Source organism: Antrihabitans auranticaus (assembly GCF_016481275.1).
Lineage (GTDB): Bacteria > Actinomycetota > Actinomycetes > Mycobacteriales > Mycobacteriaceae > Antrihabitans.
In genome coordinates this window covers 411,516-431,003 of record NZ_JAEMNW010000001.1, presented here as the reverse complement: position 1 = coordinate 431,003, position 19,488 = coordinate 411,516, and the positions used below count along the sequence as shown (strand labels likewise).

The window sequence follows — 19,488 nt, the reverse complement described above, 5'->3', positions numbered from 1 at the left end:
AGGAGGACATATGAAGGCCCACGTAGTGCGCACCCGGCGGTCGGCCGAGGCATTTCCGCGATCGGAACACCTGGCCTGGAACATCGCTGAGGTCGCCACCGACGCCGTCGAGGTACCCGCAGACACCGCGGAGATGATCGTCAACCGCATCATCGACAACGCAGCTGTGGCTGCTGCAGCGCTGGTCCGCCGACCGGTCGCGAGTGCTCGCGCGCAGGCTCTGCGGCATCCGTACACGCCGGGCGCCACCGTCTTCGGGCACCCCGCTACCGATCGGGTGTCCCCGGAGTGGGCCGCGTGGGCCAATGGGGTTGCCGTGCGCGAACTCGACTTCCACGACACCTTCCTCGCTGCGGAGTATTCCCATCCGGGAGACAACATCCCGCCGATTCTGGCGGTAGCGCAGCATGCAGGACGTTCGGGTGCGGACCTGATTCGCGGTCTCGCAACGGGATACGAAATCCAGGTCGACCTCGTCAAGGGAATCTGCCTGCACGAGAACAAGATCGATCACGTCGCACACCTCGGTCCCTCCGCGGCCGCGGGAATCGGCACCCTGCTGAACCTCGGCGCCGAGACCATCTACCAGGCAGTCGGGCAGGCGTTGCACACCACAACCGCGACGCGGCAATCGCGCAAGGGCGAGATCTCCAGTTGGAAGGCCTATGCACCGGCGTTCGCCGGAAAGATGGCCGTCGAAGCCGTCGACCGTGCAATGCGCGGCGAGGGTGCACCCGCACCGATCTGGGAAGGCGAGGACGGCGTGATCGCCTGGCTGCTCGGCGGTCCGAGTGCGGAATACGTTGTGCCGCTGCCAGGTCCGGGTGAGGCGAAGCGGGCAATTCTCGATACCTACACCAAGGAGCACTCGGCCGAGTACCAGAGCCAGGCACCCATCGACCTGGCCCGTCGTATGCGCGCCCGGATCGGTGACCTCGACCGGATCGCGTCGATCGTGCTCCACACAAGTCACCACACGCACGTCGTGATCGGGACCGGATCCAACGATCCGCAGAAGTTCGATCCGGCTGCGAGCCGGGAAACACTCGACCACTCCGTCATGTACATCTTCGCGGTCGCGTTGCAGGACGGCGAATGGCACCATCACCGGTCCTATGCACCGGAGCGCGCGCAACGTCCTGACACAGTCGAGCTGTGGCGCAAGATCTCCACCACAGAAGACCCGGAGTGGACGCGCCGCTACCACTCGACCGATCCCGCTGAGAAGGCTTTCGGCGCACGCGCTGTCATCACCATGAAGAACGGCGAGGTGATCGTCGACGAGCTCGCTGTCGCCGACGCACATCCGCTGGGTGCCAGGCCTTTCGAACGTGAGCAGTACATCGAGAAGTTTCGGACTCTGGCCGACGGTGTGGTCGACACAGCCGAACAGAAGCGATTTCTCGAAGCTGCTTCGCGAACTGCGGAACTTGCTGCGGGAGAACTCGATCGGTTGACCTTCACGGTTTCCGACGACGTTCTCGCGCAGGCGCCCGCTGTACCGACGGGAGTCTTCTGATGGGCCGGGTTATAGCAGCGACCACGTCGGCCAGCGACAAGCGCAAGGCGTTCCGGGCAGGTTTGGCGTCGGGAAAGCTTCAGCGTTTACCCGGCGCGTTCTCCCCGCTGGTTGCAATGGCCGTGCAGCGCTTGGGGTTCGAAGGTGTGTACGTATCTGGAGCGGTGCTGGCGGCAGATCTCGGGTTACCCGACATCGGCCTCACGACGCTGACCGAGGTCGCTGCCCGCGGGCAGCAGATCGCCCGCGTCACCGACCTGCCGACCCTGATCGACGCAGACACCGGCTTCGGTGAACCCATGAACGCAGCGCGGACCGTGACCGTTCTCGAGGACGCCGGCGTAGCGGCGGCGCATTTCGAGGATCAGGTGAATCCGAAGCGCTGCGGCCACCTCGACGGGAAAGCTGTTGTGCCGGTGGGCGATATGACGCAGCGCATCCATGCCGCCGTCGCTGCGCGGCGCGATCCTGATTTCGTCATCTGCGCTCGGACCGACGCCCGCGCTGTCGAGGGCCTGGATGCGGCAATCGACAGGGCAAAGGCCTACGCCGATGCGGGCGCGGATCTGATCTTCACCGAGGCGCTCGCCGACGAATCCGAGTTCGAGAAGTTCCGCGCGGGCGTGCAGGTTCCGTTGCTCGCCAATATGACCGAGTTCGGCAAGTCCGACCTGCTGTCGGCGCAGCAACTGGAGAATCTCGGGTTCAACGTCGTCATCTACCCGGTCACGACGCTGCGGATCGCGATGTTCGCGGTCGAGGCAGGGCTTCGCGAGATTGCTGCAACCGGCACGCAGGCAGCGCATCTGGATCGGATGCAGCATCGGGCAGCTCTTTACGACTTGCTCGAATACGAGAACTACAACGAGTTCGACACCGGGATCTTCAACTTCACCGTTACGGAGTCAGCATGACCGACATCAAGAAGGGTTTGGCCGGCGTCGTCGTCGATACGACCGCCATCTCGAAGGTTGTGCCGGAGACGAATTCGCTGACGTATCGCGGGTACGCCGTGCAGGATCTCGCGGCTTCGTGCACGTTCGAGGAGGTCGCGTACCTGCTTTGGTATGGGGAGCTACCCGACCCGAGTCAGCTGGCTCTGTTCATGCAGCGCGAGCGTGCGCTGCGGCGCGCTGACAGGTCGCTTCTGTCGCTCGTCGCGAAACTGCCCGACAACTGCCACCCGATGGACGTGGTCCGGACCGCGATCAGCTACCTGGGCTGTGAAGATCCGGAGGTGGACGACAACGCGCGCCGGGCGAATCTCGCAAAGGCGTTGCGGATGATGGCCGTCCTGCCGACCGTCATCGCAGCCGACATGCGTCGCCGTCGCGGGCTGGAACCGATTGCGCCGCACTCACATCTGGGCTTCGCCGAGAATTTCCTCAATATGTCGTTCGGTTCGATTCCGGACTTGCGAATTGTCAAAGCCTTCGAAATTTCACTGATTCTGTACGCGGAGCACAGCTTCAACGCGTCGACATTCGCCGCGCGGGTGGTGACATCGACCCAGTCAGACATGTACAGCGCGGTGACAGCTGCGATCGGCGCTTTGAAAGGACCCCTGCACGGTGGTGCGAACGAGGCAGTCATGCACGACATGCTCGAGATCGGTGAATCCTCGCAGGCGGCGGACTGGTTGCGGCGTAAGTTGCACGCCAAGGCGAAGGTCATGGGGTTCGGCCACAGGGTCTACAAGAACGGCGATTCGCGGGTTCCGACGATGAAGGCTGCGCTCGACGAAGTAGCAGCGGTGACCGGCGGTGCGAAATGGCTTGCGATGTACGACGAACTCGAGTCGACGATGCGCGAAGTCACCGGCATCGAGCCCAACCTCGATTTCCCCACCGGCCCTGCGTATTACCTGATGGGGTTCGACATCGAGATGTTCACGCCGATCTTCGTGATGAGCAGGATCACCGGCTGGACCGCCCACATCATCGAGCAGGCGGGTTCGAACGCGCTGATCCGGCCGTTGAGCGAGTACTCCGGAGTCCCGCAGCGCGCGGTGCGCGGCTGAGCCGTACCCAGCCGCGCACCGACTCTCTATAGTTCTGCCCGCACCTTCGCCGCCGCCGCAACGAGATTGCGCAACGATGCCTCCACCTCCGCCGTGCCGCGAGTCTTCAAACCGCAGTCCGGGTTGACCCAGAGTCGCTCCACCGGAACGGCTTGCAGCGCCGCGCGCAGAGACGTCACGATCTCGTCGACGCTCGGCACGCGGGGGGAGTGGATGTCGTACACGCCTGGTCCGACGCCGAGGTCGAAGCCGACCGCGTTGAGGTCGTCGAGCACCTCCATGTGTGACCGCGCCGCCTCGATCGACGTGACATCCGCGTCGAGTCCCGCGATCGCGCCGATAACCTCACCGAACTCCGAATAGCAGAGGTGCGTGTGGATTTGGGTCGAATCCGAGACCCCCGATGTCGAGAGCTGGAACGCTTCGACCGCCCACGCGAGATACGCGGGTTTGTCCGCGTCGCGCAGGGGGAGTAGCTCGCGCAAGGCCGGCTCGTCGACCTGGATGATGCGGATTCCCGCCGCCTGCAGGTCGACGGTCTCGTCCCGGATGGCAAGTGCCACTTGGCGTGCCGAATCGGCGAGCGGCTGATCGTCGCGCACGAACGACCACGCGAGGATCGTCACCGGACCCGTGAGCATGCCCTTGACCGGCTTGGTGGTCAGCGACTGCGCGTAGGTGATCCAGTCGACCGTCATCGGTGCGCGTCGCACGACATCGCCGTAGAGGATCGGCGGCCGGACGCACCGCGTGCCGTAGGACTGCACCCACCCGTTCGCCGAAGCGAAGTAGCCGTCGAATTGCTCGGCGAAATACTGCACCATGTCGTTGCGCTCGGGCTCGCCATGGACAAGCACATCGAGACCCAGCTTCTCCTGCAGCGCAATCACATCGGCGATTTCGGACCGCATCCGCCGCTCGTACTCTGCTTCGTCGATCTCACCTTTACGCAACGCGGCGCGTGCAACTCGGATCTGCGCTGTCTGGGGATAGGAGCCGATTGTCGTGGTCGGCAGGGCAGGCAGGTCGAGGCGGTCGGCCTGCCTTGCGCGACGCGACCCGGCCGCTGCCCGTCGGCTCGAGTCCGGACCCAGCGTGGCCAACCGTGCTCGAACCGCCGCACTGTGCAAACGCGGGTCCGCGCGACGACCCGCCAGCGCAACGCGGGCCTCGAGTAGCGCACCAGCGACCGGCTCACTACGCAGGGCGCGTGCGAGAACTGTTACCTCGTTGATCTTTTCGGCGGCGAATGCCAGCCACGACGCCAGTCTCGGCTCGAGGTCGGGTTCGTTGTCGAGGCTGTACGGAACGTGCAGCAGCGAGCACGACGTCGAGACGGCAAGCGCCCCGACCGATCCGAGCAGTGTTCCCAACGTTGTCAAAGCCGCGTCCAGGTCCGTACGCCACACATTGCGACCGTCTACTACGCCCGCCACGACGAGTTTCCCGGCAAGTGCGGGAACTGTAGCGACGTTGATCGAACTGCCGGCCACGAGGTCGATGGTCAGGCCCTCGATGCCTGTCGACGCCAGCGCGGGCAGTGCCTGACCAAGTTCGCCGAAGTACGACGCCACGAGGATCGCCGGTCGGTCCGTGAGTCCGGAAAGCTCGTCGTACACACGCGAAACGGCGTGCAATGCTTCGTCGCTCAGGTCCGTGACCAACGCTGGTTCGTCGATCTGCACCCATTCCGCCCCGGCGCGGTGGAGGAGACGGAGCAAGCCGGTGTAGAGCGGTACTAGCTCGTCGAGCCGGTCCAGCAGGGGGCCCGCGCCGTCGACTGCCTTCGCCAACAGCAGGAAGGTGATCGGACCGATGACGACCGGTCGGGCTGGTATGCCCAGGGCGAGAGCTTCTTTCAGCTCGGCCAGGACCTTCTCCGGATGCAGCGAGAACGTCGTGGACGGCGCGATCTCGGGCACCAGATAGTGGTAGTTCGTGTCGAACCACTTCGTCATTTCGAGCGGTGCGATCGCGTCGTTCCCGCGTGCCGCGGCAAAGTACCGATCGAGCGGATCGGCGACGTCGTCGAAGCGCGGCGGTAAGGCACCGAGCAGCACGGCAGTGTCCAGGACTTGGTCGTAGTAGGAGAAGGTGCCGACGGGGATCGAGTCGAGCCCCGCGGTCCGGAGGTCGGCGAACTGCTGCGTGCGCAGCGCGGCGGCGACCGAAGCCAGCTCCGCCTGATCGATTCGGCCCGCCCAGTAGGCCTCGATTGCGCGTTTGAGTTCGCGGCGTGGTCCGATGCGCGGAACGCCGAGGACCGAAGCTGTGAAGGAATTACTCACGGTTGTCACTCCTGTGGACATGCGTAGATGGCCACCACCCGACGGCACGGCACACCGGCGGGTCCACAGGTCAGGACGCCGCGCAGGTCTGCACGCCCAATCCACGAGGCGGGGACCGCTGGGTACGGCGTACCCAGCACAGTCGGCAGGTCTTCGGACTCGCGGGCACTCGACTCGAATGGGCCGAACCTAATGGCCGTCGCTTCCCAGGCGCGGGGCCCAGTGCATGTGACGGCGGTCGTTCCTGCTTACCGCTGCGGGACAGTCCCGGATTTCCACCGGGTTCCCTCTCACTCGCGCTCGTCGGACGAGCGTGAGCTTCGACGCCGTGCGACCTTCTCGGGGCTCCGATCGGTCGCGCCGGCGAACCAGCTGCATATCGATCATATGCCGATCTCAGTTCGTGGCGGGCACGACGGGAACGACCTGTGGCTGGATGACGGTCGGCACGTTCGGAATCACGTTGGGTACCACAGGTTGTGGGTTCACAGGTTGCGGGTTTGCCGGTTGTGGGTTTGCGGGTTGCGGTTCGGCAGGTCCCGGGTTCGCCGGCTGCGGATCGGCGGTCTGCGGGTTCAGCGTTTGCGGGCTGATGGTTTGCGGGCTGATGGTTTGGGGACTGATGGTTTGGGGACTGATGGTTTGGGGACTGATCGGCAACGGGTCGACGGGTCCGGGGATGCCCGGAGCCTGGGTAACGGGTGCCGTTACGGCGGGCGTCGGCACGATGACAGACGGGACGAGCGTTACCGGCGCAGTCGGATCAGGCTCCTCGGTCGGCGGTAGCGCTGCGTCAGTGGTTCGAACGACGGGCTGCGGGATCGGCAGCACTCGCGGCGGTGCCGTCGACGGCGTGGCGGCGGTTCCCTGACCTGCCGCGCTGGTCCTGCCCGCAATCGGTGAGATGGTCTGCGGACCGGAAACTGTTGTCGGCGAACCCGATTGCGACGAGTCGCTCGCGGATCCTGCTTCGGCCGGTTCCGCAGCGACGAACATCGACGCGTCGTAGGACTGCGGGACCTGGATGTTCTCGGACACGTCGACCAGCGTGGGGACACCTCCGTTGCGATAGGCCGACGCCCAACTCAGCACGTCCGCGGCATATGACAGCGAGTGGTTGTACCGCAAGATTGCCGCGAGTCGATCTGCCGGATCGTCGAGGTTCACGCCGTCCGCGCAGAGGTACTTGCCTGCGGCCAACGTGGCGTCGAAAACATTGTTCGGATCGGCGACACCGTCACCGTTTCCGTCGGCGGACCAGTGCTGCCAGGTCTCGGGCAGGAACTGCATCGGACCGACAGCGCGGACGTAGCCCTGGCCGGCACCGGCACTGATCACCTCGTTGCCAGGCAGACTGCCGTCGAGCGCCGGTCCGAGAATTGCTGTCGTTGTCGTGCCCGCGACGTCGGTGCGGCCGTCTCCCGCGTGGTCGGACTCGATTTTGCCTATGCCGGCGAGCAGGTTCCACGAGAGCCCGCAACCCGGCATCGTGCTACCGAGCGCGAGCTCCGCGTTGCGGTAAGCCGCGAGTACCAGTTCGGGGATGCCGAACGCACTTCCCCGCGGAGCGAGATCGCCTGTGCCGGTTTGCCGTAGAACTGGGCGCTCGGGTGAAGACGAGGTGTCCGAACCCAACGCACGCAGCCGCGGTGGATTCGGCCGCGACGGCAAAATGCCGACCGACGGAACGGGATCGGCTCCCGGCGTCACCGGTCCGCCCAACGCTGCGACGAGTGCAATGGCTCCGAGATCCCCCGACTGCGGATCGGCGGAACCATGCGTCGAATCTCGTTGTATCGCTGACGAACCGATGGTGGTTGCGGCAATGGCCAGGAATGCCACCGCCGCGACACCAATTCTCGGTCGCATCTACTTAACCTGTCAGTTCCGGTAGATCGGTCCGATGGTCGTGACCCGGAACCCCGAGCTGTTGATCACGGTGACCCACGGACGAATATTGGTACGCCCGATAACGCCTGTCACGGACGCATGGAACGCGGACATCCCGATCTCGGTGGTGTCACCGGTGAACGATGTGCTGATCACCTCGATATCGACGATTCCGGGACCGTTGCCGACCGACATCGTCGTGCCGAACGTCGGAAGTCCCGACGTCAGCTGCGGCGCGAATCCGTTGGTGCCGAGTTGCATCGTGAAGTTGGGAGTATCCCAGGTGAATGTCAATGCACCGGTGAAGGTCGCTGGGTAACCCACTTGGTAACCCATTTTGACAGTGCCTGCAAAGTCTTTTGCCTTGTCGCCGGTGATCTTTATTGCGGCGCGGCCACCGTGAAACCATTCGCGGGTGAAAATGCTGTCGTCGAGCGGTGGCACGAACATCAAATTGGTGTCGACCATCGACACGCTGATGTCGTTGCCGTCGAAATCGACGATGTGGTTCGATGCATCGACCACCGCGCCGGCCTGCGTACTGTTCCCCACTGCGAGGGCAACGGTGGCAACCAACGAAAATAATGTTGCCCGAACCATTCTCGTGCAACGACGCATTCCCGACGTGCGATTGATCGTCATTGGATTGACTCCTTTCTTTTCTGGTCCCGTGCGCTCGCACGGTCCCGACGTCGACTGTCGGTGTCGGGAAAACTATTCATGCAACCGAGTGGACGATGGTCGCCGTGTATTTGTCGGCGACAACTCCGTCCCGCGGTACGTCCAATTCGATATCTGCAAGCCAACTTGCATTGCATTCTGTTTGTGCCGATTGCACTGCGGTCAGGGAGCTGGACAAGCGCTGCATTCCGGTCGATTCGCTGCATTCCGTCGAGCTCGAGGTATATCGGCCGCTGCCCGGAGCAATCGTTCCCGTTCGGGCACCGACGAAATCGGAGATTCTGACGCTGGCCACCCAACCCTCTTCGCCGCCGCGACCGTCTGTGACGGTCACGGGCATCGTGCCGTGCACGGTTGGGTTGTCGGTGCCGTCGGTCGATCCCGCGAATCCTCCGGTGCTGATCGTCAGTGCACCGCCGGTCGTTGTCGTCGTCGTTGACGTGGTCTCCGTGGTCGTCGTTTCGGTCGTCGTGGTCGTTTCGGTCGTCGTCGTCGGTTCTACGGTGGTGGTCGGCAGCGGCGGTTCGGTGGTCGTCGCTTCGGTGGACGTGGTCGGTTCGGCGGTTGTTGTGACGATTTCGCCCGCGACGTCGTCCAATGACGTCGTGGTCGGTTCGGCGCTCAACGGAGTGGGATCGTTTGCGGGGGAGAGGGTTTGTACGGACGGAGTACCCGGCGTGATCACCGTGGGTGCGATCGCGTTCGGAGTTGCGGCTTGCTGCACTCCCGGGTTCAGTACCGCGCCCTCGGGCATCGTCCCGTTGGGAACGGTCCCGTTCGGCATGGTTCCGTTGGGAGCAGTCCCGATCGGTGCGGTTGCGTCGGGTGCGCGGGTTGTCGGCGGACCTACCGGCGGCGTGACGAAGACTGTCGGTAGTGGGGCTGCGGGCACCGGCGGTGGCGGGGCAGGCTCAGGATCGGCCGGCTCCGCGTGCGCAACTGTGACGCCCAGGGCGATGCATGTCGCCAGCGCTAGTAGAACTGGCGACCTGTTCATCTCTTGTGGCCGTTCGAAACCGGCGACCGTTTGAAGAGCCGGTATGCGAGCAGTGCGACAAGTGCAAGCAGAAGAGCAAACGTGGCACCGACGATGTACCAGGTCCACGACGTTCCCGGCGCCTGCGGCGTAGTCGTGTCGACGGATTCGCCCGAGCCGGAGTCCGGGAATGTCAGTGTGCCCGTGACTGTTCGGGTCAGGTTGCCGCTCTTGAGCGTCACCGTCGCCTGCCATGGGCCCGGCTGCAGGACCGTATCGAGGGCGAAGACGACCTGAGCATTGCGACCGGGCGCGACGGTCGTTCCCGTGGCCGGTTTCGGTCCCAGAGAGAGGCCACCGGGACCCTCGGTCAAGATCACTTCACCGCCGAGATCGAGTGCCCGTCCGCCGGTATTCGATACCTCGGCGACCACTTCGTGCGAACCGGCTTCGTTGCGCCGCGGTGTGAGTGAATCGATCGTGAAGTCGGGCTTGGGACCGTTGCCGGGGCCGACCGACAGGTAGACCCTGATTCCGACGCGATTGACCAGAATCGTGCCCGTACCAGCGGGTCCCGCGCTCGTCACCTGCGCCCAGAGGACGGCGTACTGCTCGCCTTCGGGTGCATCTCTGGGGACATCGATCGTCAGGTCGACGGTTGCGATTTCGCCGTCGGTCATGTCGATCTTGTTCAGGTCCGTTTTCATCCAGGATGTGAGGTCGTTGACGGCTGCGCCGTCCTCGACTCCGAAGCCGCCTTCCTCTTCTATGAAGGCGGCACCGGGGTAGACGTCGACGGGCTGGTCGCGCCCGGTCCGGTTTTGTACCTCGATCGCACGGGTGATCGTGGTTCCGGGTGCGACATTGTCGATGATGTAGATCCGTGCGCGGGGATCGTCCTGCAGAGCCTCCGGGATTTGGAGAAGCCTGATTCCGAGTCCCGGTAACTGGGGTTGGGTCGGCTCGTCGATCGGCTCAGCAACTGCGTGCGGAGTGCTCAGCACGCCGAACAGAGCGATCAAGAGAACGGTTAACCACCGCATCAGCGAAATCTCCTGCCGGATGGGGCTGCTGCGGTGGGTTGTCCGCGCAGTGGACGCGGGTCAGGCGACCGAGTGGGTAAGGGTTGCGGTGTAGCTGCCTTGCGAGACGTTGTAGAGGTTGGCCGGCGTGGTCAGGGTCGGGTTCCACTTGACCTTGTTCTTGCCGACACCCGCGGTGAGGCTCATGACCGTCGCGGGGGTGCTGCTCATGGCCGGGGGGACCAGGGCAGGCAGTGTGACGAGTCCGAGTCCGGAGACCGGTGTCGCCAATCCGGGCGTGTAGGTGGTGTTGGATGCGGCGACGGAATCGGAGGCATTGGTGAAGGCGGTCATCGCCGCTTTCGCCGTCCACGTCGCGAGCAGATTTCCGCGATCGTCGGTGACGAGAACATCGCCGATCGAGCCGCTGTAGTTCGCTCCGCTCAAGGTGAGCGTCGCGGCGGCTGGATCGCTGATATTCAGATTGCCGGCGGCGACCGAGATCGTCACGGTCGTGTCGGCATTCGCTGTCGCGGTCGGAAGGAGCAGCGCCGCAGCGCTCGCCGCGATGGCACCTAGAACAACAGATTTTCGCACTGTCATACACCTTCTGACGTGGGATTTGGCGTGATTCGGGGGTCCGCTACGCCTGGTTTCGCAAGCGTAGATCTGCACCCATGTTCTCGCAATAGAAATGGAGTTGTAATAATTCTGTGACTAAAAATAGGACGAAAGCTGATATGAGCAATGACGTTTTTCTGACAAGTGATGTCACAAGCCTCTGGCGCCACGCCGAAGCGTGTGCTAGCTGAGGTGCCGACCCTGGTCAGGGCCTTGGTGCACCGTCGCTCGGCTGAGTGCGACACGCCCGGGGAGGTGTGTCGCTGCCGCCTCGAGACCGGGTTTCCAGGCGCTGGGAATCGATTCGCGGTGCATCGAATTACCTCGAGCGGCCTGCGCGCCGACGCGGCGCATTATCGGCAGCGGGCACACATCTTCGCCTCCGAAACCTCACACCTTGCGAAGTTCATTGTGAAGTTTCGGTTTTGCCGACTCGGCTTACGCGAGTGCCCTACGACACAGGTACGTTAAGCCAATGTTCTCGAAAGTCTTGGTCGCCAACCGTGGCGAAATCGCAATTCGCGCGTTCCGTGCAGCCTATGAACTGGGCATCGGAACCGTCTCCGTCTTCCCGTACGAGGACCGCAACTCGGTCCATCGGTTGAAGTCCGATGAGAGCTACCAGATCGGGGAGAAGGGCCATCCGGTCCGGGCGTATCTCTCGATCGAGGAGATCGTGTCGGCCGCCAAGAGCGCGGGCGCAGATGCGATCTACCCCGGTTACGGGTTCCTGTCGGAGAACCCGGACCTCGCCGCGGCGTGTGCGGCCGAAGGCATCACCTTCGTCGGCCCGTCTGCCGAGATTCTCGAACTGACCGGGAACAAGGCCCGCGCGATCGCCGCGGCCAAGGCGGCCGGTCTGCCGGTGCTGGCGTCCTCGGAACCCTCGGCCGACATCGACGAACTCCTCGCCGCTGCCGAGACCATGCAGTTCCCCATCTTCGTCAAAGCAGTCGCCGGCGGTGGTGGCCGCGGCATGCGCCGGGTGGCCGACCCGGCACAGCTGAAGGAGTCGATCGAAGCCGCCGCCCGCGAAGCGGAGTCGGCGTTCGGTGACCCCACGGTGTTCCTCGAGCAGGCCGTGATCGATCCGCGCCACATCGAGGTGCAGATCCTCGCCGACCAGCACGGCAACGTCATCCACCTCTTCGAGCGGGACTGCTCGGTGCAGCGCCGCCACCAGAAGGTCATCGAACTCGCACCGGCCCCGAACCTGCCGCCCGAGTTGCGCGCCAAGATCTGCGCCGACGCGGTCGCGTTCGCCAAACAGATCGGTTACACCTGCGCGGGCACCGTCGAGTTTCTGCTCGACACGCGCGGCAACCACGTCTTCATCGAGATGAACCCCCGTATCCAGGTCGAGCACACCGTGACCGAGGAGGTCACCGATGTCGACCTGGTGCAGTCGCAACTGCGGATCGCGGCCGGCCAATCCCTGCATGATCTGGGATTGAGTCAGGACACGATCGTGCTGCGCGGTGCGGCGTTGCAGTGCCGCATCACCACCGAGGACCCGGCCAACGGGTTCCGTCCCGATACCGGCCGCATCACCGGCTACCGCACCCCCGGTGGTGCCGGTGTCCGGTTGGACGGCGGCGCGAACCTGGGCGCCGAGGTCGGTGCCTACTTCGACTCGATGCTGGTCAAATTGACTTGCCGCGGAAGGGATTTCCCGACCGCGGTCGCACGGGCGCGCCGCGCGGTCGCGGAGTTCCGCATTCGCGGTGTCTCGACGAACATCCCGTTCCTGCAGGCGGTGCTCGACGACGAGGACTTCCGCGCGGGCCGGGTCACGACGTCGTTCATCGAGGAACGCCCGCAACTGCTCACGCTGCGCAGCTCCGCGGACCGCGGCACCAGAATTCTGAACTACCTGGCCGATGTCACGGTGAACAAGCCGCACGGTGAGCGCCCGTCGACGGTGTACCCGGCCGACAAGCTACCCAAGATCGACCTCGACACCGCACCCCCGGACGGCTCGCGGCAACGGTTGCTCGCGTTGGGGCCGGACGGTTTCGCCAAAGCCCTGCGCGAGCAGAAGGCGCTCGGTGTCACCGACACCACGTTCCGTGACGCGCACCAATCGTTGCTGGCGACCCGGGTCCGCACCACCGGATTGCTCGGCGTGGCAGGCCACGTCGCCCGCCTGACCCCGGAGCTGCTGTCCATCGAAGCCTGGGGCGGCGCGACTTACGACGTCGGTCTGCGGTTCCTGCACGAAGACCCGTGGGAACGGTTGGCCGCCCTGCGCGAGGCGATCCCCAACATCTGTCTGCAGATGCTGCTCCGCGGACGCAACACCGTCGGCTACACCCCCTACCCGGAAGCGGTGACGCGGGCGTTCGTGTCCGAAGCCACCGACACCGGGATCGACATCTTCCGCATCTTCGATGCCCTCAACAACGTCGACCAGATGCGCCCCGCGATCGACGCCGTCCGCGAAACCGGCACCGCCATAGCCGAAGTCGCGATGAGCTACACCGGTGACCTGTCCAACCCGGACGAAAACCTCTACACCCTCGACTACTACCTGCGCCTGGCCGAGCAGATCGTGGCGGCCGGTGCCCACGTCCTCGCGATCAAAGACATGGCCGGGCTGCTGCGCGCACCCGCGGCCACCACGCTGGTGACCGCGTTGCGCAGCAACTTCGATCTGCCGGTGCACGTGCACACCCACGACACCCCCGGTGGTCAGCTCGCGACCTACCTCGCCGCCTGGACCGCGGGCGCCGACGCCGTCGACGGTGCCAGCGCCGCGATGGCCGGCACCACCAGCCAGCCCGCGTTGTCGGCGATCGTGGCCGCAGCAGCACACACCGAGCGCGACACCGGGCTGAATCTGGCCAACGTGTGCGACCTGGAGCCGTACTGGGAAGCGCTGCGCAAGGTGTACAAACCGTTCGAGTCCGGGCTGCCCGCCCCCACCGGTCGGGTCTACACCCACGAGATCCCGGGCGGACAGCTCTCGAACCTGCGCCAGCAGGCGATCGCGCTCGGGTTGGGGGACAAGTTCGAAGAGGTCGAAGCGAAATACGCTGCCGCGGACCGGTTGCTGGGCCGGTTGGTGAAGGTAACCCCGTCCTCGAAGGTGGTCGGCGACCTCGCTCTCGCCCTCGTCGGTACCGGTGTCGACGTCGACGACTTCGCGGCTACCCCGAACAAGTACGACATCCCGGACTCGGTGATCGGGTTCCTGCACGGTGAACTCGGCACCCCCGCCGGTGGCTGGCCCGAACCGTTCCGCACGAACGCACTGCAGGGCCGCAGCGCACCGAAACCGATCACCGCGTTGACCGCCGAGGACGAAGCCGGCCTCGACGGCACCTCCAAACAGCGGCAGGCCACGTTGAACCGGTTGCTGTTCCCCGGTCCGACCAAGGAGTTCCTGGCTCATCGCGAGAAGTACGGCGACACCTCCGGACTGTCGGCGAACCAGTTCTTCTACGGGCTGCGCCACGGCGAAGAGCACCGGGTCAAGCTCAGCGCGGGCGTGGAGTTGCTGATCGGGCTGGAAGCGATCTCGGAGGCCGACGAGCGTGGCTACCGCACGGTGATGTGCATCCTGAACGGTCAGCTGCGGCCGGTGTCGGTGCGGGACAAGTCGATTGCCGCCGAGGTCCCCGCCGCGGAGAAGGCCGACAAGACCAACCCGTCGCACGTGCCGGCACCGTTCGCGGGTGTGGTCACCCTCGCCATCAAGGAAGGCGACAAAGTCACCGCCGGTGACACCATCGCCACCATCGAGGCCATGAAGATGGAAGCAGGCATCACCGCCGCGCGCGGTGGCACGGTCAGTCGTCTGGCCATCGGAGCGGTCCAGCAAGTCGAAGGCGGCGACCTGCTCGCGGTAATTTCGGCGAGTGAAGAGACGAGCCCGGAATAGCGTCCTGTGACGCGACTTATCGCTGGGCGGGCCGGCGGGCGTAGGTTGCGCGTTCCTCCCGCAGGAACGCGGCCGACGTCCGACCGGGTCCGCGAGGCGCTGTTCAACGCCTTGGTGAGCCGGATCGATTTCGAGGGCCTCCGGGTACTCGATCTCTATGCGGGGTCGGGTGCGCTGGGGCTCGAAGCGCTGTCTCGCGGTGCGGGCCACGTCCTGCTGGTCGAATCCGACAGCCGCGCCGCCGCGGTCGTCAGGCAGAACATCGCCGACGTCGGTCTCCCCGGTGCTGTGCTCGCCAATGCGACCGTGACGAAAACGCTCGCCGCTGCGCCCCTCGAGCCATACGACCTCGTACTTGCGGATCCGCCCTACGGCCTCACCGACGCCGTGGTCGATGCGGACTTACGTGCGCTGTTGCGTGGTTGGGTCGCGGACGGGTCCATCGTCGTACTCGAGCGATCCTCGCGCGGGCCCGACACGGAGTGGCCGCAAGGTTACGAACCCGTTCGCACGCGCAAGTACGGTGAGACCAAACTCGAACTGGCAGTGGTCGGTTCTGCCCCGGCTGCTACCGTCTGATCCCATGACAGGCGCGGTCTGCCCCGGTTCGTTCGACCCTGTGACAAACGGCCATCTGGATGTGATCAGCCGTGCCGCCGCACAGTTCGACGAAATCGTCGTCACGGTGATGATCAACAAGAGCAAGCAAGGCTTGTTCAGCGTCGAGGAACGCATCGAGATGCTCCGGGATTCGACAAGCCATCTGCCCGGTGTGCGCGTCGAATCCTGGCACGGTCTGCTGGTCGACTTCGCGCGCGAACAAGGCGTCACCGCGATCGTGAAGGGCCTGCGCGGTGCCAACGACTTCGATTACGAACTGCAGATGGCACAGATGAACCAGAAGCTGTCCGGTGTGGACACGCTGTTCATAGCCACGAACCCGACCTACAGCTACCTGTCGAGTTCGCTGGTCAAGGAGGTCGCGACCTTCGGCGGGGATGTGTCGGACATGCTGCCGCCGAAGGTGCTGGACCGTCTGCTGGCTCGCTTGGCCGAGCGCAAAAAGGCCTGACAAACGCCGACACACCGCGCGCGGAACCCGCGCACCGCGGTCTCGGCGGGCACACTGAACTCGTACGTGGTCCCGCGCTGACGCGGGTCGACGAGTTGTTGCGATCGGGGTTTCACCAGGATTGGGGATTGCTGTGTACCGGGTATTCGAGGCGCTCGACGAGTTGGTCGCGATCGTCGAGGAAGCACGCGGAATTCCACCGACGCGCAGTTGTGTGGTGCCGCGTGGAGATGTGCTCGACCTGCTCGACGACGTGCGTGAAGCCCTGCCGGGTGAACTCGACGACGCGCAGGACGTACTCGATCACCGCGACAAGCTCGTCAACGACGCGCGGACGTCCGCGGAGAAAACGGTATCCAGCGCGAACGCCGAAGCGATCAACACCATCGAGACCTCGCGTGACGAGGCGGACCGGCTGCTCGCCGACGCCAAGGCGCAGGCGGATCGCATGGTTGCAGAGGCGCGCTCGCACGCCGACCAGTTGGTCGCGGACGCGCGAGCTCAGGCCGATCAGACGGTCAGCAGCGGCAAGCGTGAGTACGACTCGCTGACCACCCGCGCCCGCGGTGAGGCCGATCGCATGATCGAGGCCGGTCAGGCGTCCTACGACCTGTCCGTCAGCGAAGGCAAAGCCGAGCAGGATCGCTTGATCTCGCAAACCGAGGTCGTGCAGGCCGCACACGCCGAGTCGGCTCGTGTCATCGACGCCGCGCACGCCGAGTCGGATCGACTGCGCGCCGATTGCGACCTCTACGTCGACACGAAGCTCGCCGAATTCGAAGAGTTCCTGACCTCGACTGTGCGTTCGGTCGGCCGCGGCCGCCAGCAGCTGCGCACGGGGACCGGCATTCCCGACTACAACTCGGATTACCAGCCGGCCCGTCCGCGCCGCTGACTCGAGCCGTATTCGGCGTCGCAATTTTGGGGCTGGCCAAGGTTCCCGTATCGTGGAGTGGTTGCCCATTCCCGTTCGCTCGAAAAAACAAGATGGAGTCCTGCCGTGTCACCCCGTACCAGCCGACCGAACCGTCGATTGACCGACGCCGGGTTCGTGTTGGATACGCGCACGCTCGGACGCCGTCCAGGCACGATGCGGGAGCTCGCTCGGTCCATCCCGCTGGAGTCGCGGATCGGGCTCGACCTGATCGGTATCGAGGTCGGTAGCACCGTCGAGATGGCAATTCGGCTCGAAGCAGTCTCGGAGGGCGTGCTCGTCAATGCGACGATCCACGCCGACGTCGTCGGTGAATGCGGACGGTGTCTCGAGCCGTTCGACGACGTGCTCGACCTGCAGGTGATGGAGTTGTTCGCGTACCCGGACAGTGCGACCGACCAGACCACCGAAGAAGACGAGATGTATCGGGTCGTCGATGACTTCATCGACCTGGAACCCGTAGTGATCGATGCAGTCGGGCTCGGGTTGCCTTTGCAGCCCGTATGTTCGCCCGATTGTCTTGGACTGTGCGCCGAATGCGGCGTTCGCCTGGCGATTGCCGGATCCGAGCACAGTCATGAGATACTGGACCCTCGCTGGGCTGGGCTCGCAGCCAAACTAAGTGCAGCAGGATCCGCCAGCAATGAACGTATTGACCAAGTAGCCGAGGAGAAGTAGTCGTGGCCGTTCCCAAGCGGAGAATGTCGCGTTCCAACACCAGGTCGCGACGTAGCCAGTGGAAGACCACTGTGCCTACCCTGATCACCTGCCCGAACCGTGGATGTGGCGAGAAGACGCTTCCGCACACCGCATGCCCGAATTGCGGCACGTACAAGGGCCGCCAGGTTACTGCAGCCGTCTAACTCGCGGCGCTGAGAACACTTGTGACGAGCGATAAAAGCGATAGTGGACTGAATACAGTCGAGTCGGTGCCGGACAACGCCCTTGTGGGCGCCGGAAATCACGAAGATCTGCTCGAAGCGCTGGGCGTAGCACTCGGCCCAGCGCTACTCACGCTTGCGCTCACACATCGTTCGTACGCGTACGAGAACGGTGGGCTTCCGACCAACGAGCGCCTGGAGTTCCTCGGGGATTCCGTGCTCGGTCTGAGCATCACCGAACAGCTGTACCTTGCGCATCCGGAAAAGTCCGAAGGCGAACTGGCAAAGCTTCGTGCGAGCGTGGTCAACATGCACGCACTTGCGGAGGTCGCACGTGGGCTCGGTGCCGGCGGCCTCGGCGCACACATCCTGCTCGGTAAGGGCGAGGAGCAGACCGGTGGCCGTGACAAGCCGAGCATCCTTGCCGACGGCATGGAATCGCTGCTTGGCGCGGTCCACCTCGAACACGGCATCGACACCGCCAGAGGCGTGGTCAGCCGGCTCTTCGCCGACCTCCTCGAGCGCGCTCCCAAGATGGGCGCGGGCCTCGACTGGAAGACGAGCCTGCAAGAGCTGACGGCGGAAAAGGGCATCGGCACCCCGTCGTACGAAATCACCTCGACCGGCCCCGATCACGACAAAGAGTTCACGGCGACCGTCGTCGTCGCCGGCGATCCGCTCGGCACCGGCACCGGCCGGTCGAAAAAAGAAGCCGAACAGAAGGCCGCGAGTGCGGCGTGGGCGACGCTGTCGCCCGACAAGACGTAGCGGGCCTGTATGCCTGAGCTTCCCGAGGTGGAGGTTGTTCGGCGCGGCCTGGAAAAGCACGTGGTCGGCGCGAGGGTCGAGTCCACGGAGGTTCTGCACCCTCGTTCGGTCCGGCGGCATTTCGAGGGCGCAGCGGATCTTGTCGGCCGAATCACCGGGCAGCGCATCGACTCGGCGCTGCGCCGAGGCAAGTTTCTGTGGCTCACGCTCGCGCCTGCCGGTGAAGCCCTTGTCGTCCATCTGGGTATGAGCGGCCAGATGCTCGTGCAGGCCCCGGACGTTCCGCGGGAGAAGCACGCTCGTGTCGTCGCCGTCCTGGACAACGGCTACGAGTTGCGATTCGTCGACCAGCGCACCTTCGGTGGTTGGGCGATCGCCCCGATTGTCGAGATCGACGGCACCCTGGTGCCCGAGCCCGTCGCGCACATCGCGCGCGATCCGCTCGACCCGCTGTTCGACGCCGAAGCGACTGTGAATGTACTGCGGGGCAAGCACACCGAGATCAAACGCGCGTTACTGGACCAGACGATCGTGTCCGGCGTCGGCAACATCTACGCCGACGAAGCGCTCTGGCGGGCAAAGCTGCACGGCAATCGCCCGACTGACCGGCTCACTCGGCCGCAACTGCGAACCCTGCTGAATTCGGCGCACGCCGTGATGGGTGAGGCGCTCGCACAGGGCGGCACCTCGTTCGATTCGCTGTATGTGAACGTGAACGGTCAGTCTGGGTACTTCTCGCGCTCCCTCGATGCTTACGGCCGCGAAGACGAGCCGTGCCGACGGTGCGGTACCGCGATTCGGCGGGAGAAATTCATGAATCGCTCCTCGTATTCGTGCCCGGTTTGCCAGCCTCGGCCGAGGGGCACTCGATAGCACCGAAAACTCTCGTCGCTGGCGCGTTTTCGCGCTAACGTCGAACCCGAGCCCGACCCC

17 protein-coding genes and 1 riboswitch are annotated in these 19,488 nt (G+C 64.7%); of the genes, 11 read left to right on the top strand and 6 right to left on the bottom strand.

The features are described from left to right. Nucleotides 1-10: 10 nt before the first annotated feature. The 3 genes from prpD to JGU72_RS01705 are packed head-to-tail and all read left to right on the top strand — an operon-like array spanning nucleotide 11 to nucleotide 3,539. Nucleotides 11-1,519: a 2-methylcitrate dehydratase PrpD gene (gene prpD / locus JGU72_RS01715; protein WP_199682025.1), complete on the top strand. Its 1,509-nt coding sequence runs from the start codon at nucleotides 11-13 to the stop codon at nucleotides 1,517-1,519. Then, nucleotides 1,519-2,433, top strand: coding sequence for a methylisocitrate lyase (gene prpB / locus JGU72_RS01710; protein WP_199682024.1), 915 nt, complete (start codon nucleotides 1,519-1,521; stop codon nucleotides 2,431-2,433). The genes prpD and prpB overlap by 1 nt, the downstream gene beginning before the upstream one ends. Continuing rightward, complete coding sequence (locus JGU72_RS01705; protein ID WP_199682023.1) at nucleotides 2,430-3,539, top strand: bifunctional 2-methylcitrate synthase/citrate synthase; 1,110 nt, start codon at nucleotides 2,430-2,432, stop codon at nucleotides 3,537-3,539. Before prpB ends, JGU72_RS01705 begins: the two co-directional genes overlap by 4 nt. Before the next feature lie 26 nt (nucleotides 3,540-3,565). Here JGU72_RS01705 and metE read toward each other — a convergent pair whose 3' ends face one another. From metE to JGU72_RS01675, 6 genes are all read right to left on the bottom strand, one after another. Next, entirely contained in the window at nucleotides 3,566-5,848 is a 2,283-nt protein-coding gene (gene metE / locus JGU72_RS01700; protein ID WP_199682022.1) for a 5-methyltetrahydropteroyltriglutamate--homocysteine S-methyltransferase, read from the bottom strand. Nucleotides 5,849-5,954: 106 nt separating this feature from the next. Next, nucleotides 5,955-6,164, bottom strand: a riboswitch (cobalamin riboswitch). A 59-nt stretch (nucleotides 6,165-6,223) separates the two neighbouring features. Next, nucleotides 6,224-7,696, bottom strand: coding sequence for a lytic transglycosylase domain-containing protein (locus JGU72_RS01695; RefSeq protein WP_199682021.1), 1,473 nt, complete (start codon nucleotides 7,694-7,696; stop codon nucleotides 6,224-6,226). A gap of 12 nt (nucleotides 7,697-7,708) precedes the next feature. Continuing rightward, nucleotides 7,709-8,293: an MspA family porin gene (locus tag JGU72_RS01690; protein WP_199682020.1), complete on the bottom strand. Its 585-nt coding sequence runs from the start codon at nucleotides 8,291-8,293 to the stop codon at nucleotides 7,709-7,711. Nucleotides 8,294-8,435: 142 nt separating this feature from the next. Further along, entirely contained in the window at nucleotides 8,436-9,395 is a 960-nt protein-coding gene (locus JGU72_RS01685; protein ID WP_199682019.1) for a hypothetical protein, read from the bottom strand. Continuing rightward, the gene (locus tag JGU72_RS01680; protein ID WP_199682018.1) at nucleotides 9,392-10,417 is read right to left on the bottom strand and encodes a COG1361 family protein; all 1,026 of its coding nucleotides are present in this window, start codon (nucleotides 10,415-10,417) and stop codon (nucleotides 9,392-9,394) included. Before JGU72_RS01680 ends, JGU72_RS01685 begins: the two co-directional genes overlap by 4 nt. 60 nt (nucleotides 10,418-10,477) lie before the next feature. Beyond that, nucleotides 10,478-10,993 carry a hypothetical protein gene (locus JGU72_RS01675; RefSeq protein ID WP_199682017.1) on the bottom strand — a complete coding sequence of 172 codons (516 nt, stop codon included), beginning with the start codon at nucleotides 10,991-10,993 and terminating at the stop codon, nucleotides 10,478-10,480. A gap of 499 nt (nucleotides 10,994-11,492) precedes the next feature. Here JGU72_RS01675 and JGU72_RS01670 point away from each other — a divergent pair, with 499 nt between their 5' ends. The 8 genes from JGU72_RS01670 to mutM all read left to right on the top strand — a co-directional run bounded on the left by JGU72_RS01670 (nucleotide 11,493) and on the right by mutM (nucleotide 19,428). Continuing rightward, nucleotides 11,493-14,900, top strand: a complete 3,408-nt coding sequence (locus tag JGU72_RS01670) for a pyruvate carboxylase (RefSeq protein WP_199682016.1) — start codon at nucleotides 11,493-11,495, stop codon at nucleotides 14,898-14,900. A 6-nt stretch (nucleotides 14,901-14,906) separates the two neighbouring features. Continuing rightward, a complete protein-coding gene (gene rsmD, locus JGU72_RS01665; protein WP_199682015.1) occupies nucleotides 14,907-15,479 on the top strand; it encodes a 16S rRNA (guanine(966)-N(2))-methyltransferase RsmD in 573 nt (190 codons plus the stop codon). Between the two features lie 4 nt (nucleotides 15,480-15,483). Beyond that, a complete protein-coding gene (coaD, locus tag JGU72_RS01660; RefSeq protein WP_199682014.1) occupies nucleotides 15,484-15,972 on the top strand; it encodes a pantetheine-phosphate adenylyltransferase in 489 nt (162 codons plus the stop codon). A 133-nt stretch (nucleotides 15,973-16,105) separates the two neighbouring features. Beyond that, a complete protein-coding gene (locus JGU72_RS01655) occupies nucleotides 16,106-16,867 on the top strand; it encodes a DivIVA domain-containing protein (RefSeq protein WP_199682013.1) in 762 nt (253 codons plus the stop codon). A 156-nt stretch (nucleotides 16,868-17,023) separates the two neighbouring features. After that, nucleotides 17,024-17,584: a YceD family protein gene (locus JGU72_RS01650; RefSeq protein ID WP_307828342.1), complete on the top strand. Its 561-nt coding sequence runs from the start codon at nucleotides 17,024-17,026 to the stop codon at nucleotides 17,582-17,584. A gap of 2 nt (nucleotides 17,585-17,586) precedes the next feature. Then, a complete protein-coding gene (gene rpmF, locus JGU72_RS01645; protein ID WP_199682012.1) occupies nucleotides 17,587-17,769 on the top strand; it encodes a 50S ribosomal protein L32 in 183 nt (60 codons plus the stop codon). 66 nt (nucleotides 17,770-17,835) lie between these two features. After that, complete coding sequence (rnc, locus tag JGU72_RS01640) at nucleotides 17,836-18,555, top strand: ribonuclease III (RefSeq protein WP_199682011.1); 720 nt, start codon at nucleotides 17,836-17,838, stop codon at nucleotides 18,553-18,555. Between the two features lie 9 nt (nucleotides 18,556-18,564). Beyond that, nucleotides 18,565-19,428: a bifunctional DNA-formamidopyrimidine glycosylase/DNA-(apurinic or apyrimidinic site) lyase gene (mutM, locus tag JGU72_RS01635; protein WP_199682010.1), complete on the top strand. Its 864-nt coding sequence runs from the start codon at nucleotides 18,565-18,567 to the stop codon at nucleotides 19,426-19,428. Nucleotides 19,429-19,488: the final 60 nt, after the last annotated feature.

Excerpts from the sequence above, each read along its gene's own strand:
- prpD (WP_199682025.1), top strand. The coding sequence starts at position 11 with ATGAAGGCCCACGTAGTGCGCACCCGGCGGTCGGCCGAGGCATTTCCG.
- prpB (WP_199682024.1), top strand. The coding sequence starts at position 1,519 with ATGGGCCGGGTTATAGCAGCGACCACGTCGGCCAGCGACAAGCGCAAG.
- JGU72_RS01705 (WP_199682023.1), top strand. The coding sequence starts at position 2,430 with ATGACCGACATCAAGAAGGGTTTGGCCGGCGTCGTCGTCGATACGACC.
- metE (WP_199682022.1), bottom strand. The coding sequence starts at position 5,848 with ATGTCCACAGGAGTGACAACCGTGAGTAATTCCTTCACAGCTTCGGTC.
- JGU72_RS01695 (WP_199682021.1), bottom strand. The coding sequence starts at position 7,696 with ATGCGACCGAGAATTGGTGTCGCGGCGGTGGCATTCCTGGCCATTGCC.
- JGU72_RS01685 (WP_199682019.1), bottom strand. The coding sequence starts at position 9,395 with ATGAACAGGTCGCCAGTTCTACTAGCGCTGGCGACATGCATCGCCCTG.
- JGU72_RS01680 (WP_199682018.1), bottom strand. The coding sequence starts at position 10,417 with ATGCGGTGGTTAACCGTTCTCTTGATCGCTCTGTTCGGCGTGCTGAGC.
- JGU72_RS01670 (WP_199682016.1), top strand. The coding sequence starts at position 11,493 with ATGTTCTCGAAAGTCTTGGTCGCCAACCGTGGCGAAATCGCAATTCGC.
- coaD (WP_199682014.1), top strand. The coding sequence starts at position 15,484 with ATGACAGGCGCGGTCTGCCCCGGTTCGTTCGACCCTGTGACAAACGGC.
- mutM (WP_199682010.1), top strand. The coding sequence starts at position 18,565 with ATGCCTGAGCTTCCCGAGGTGGAGGTTGTTCGGCGCGGCCTGGAAAAG.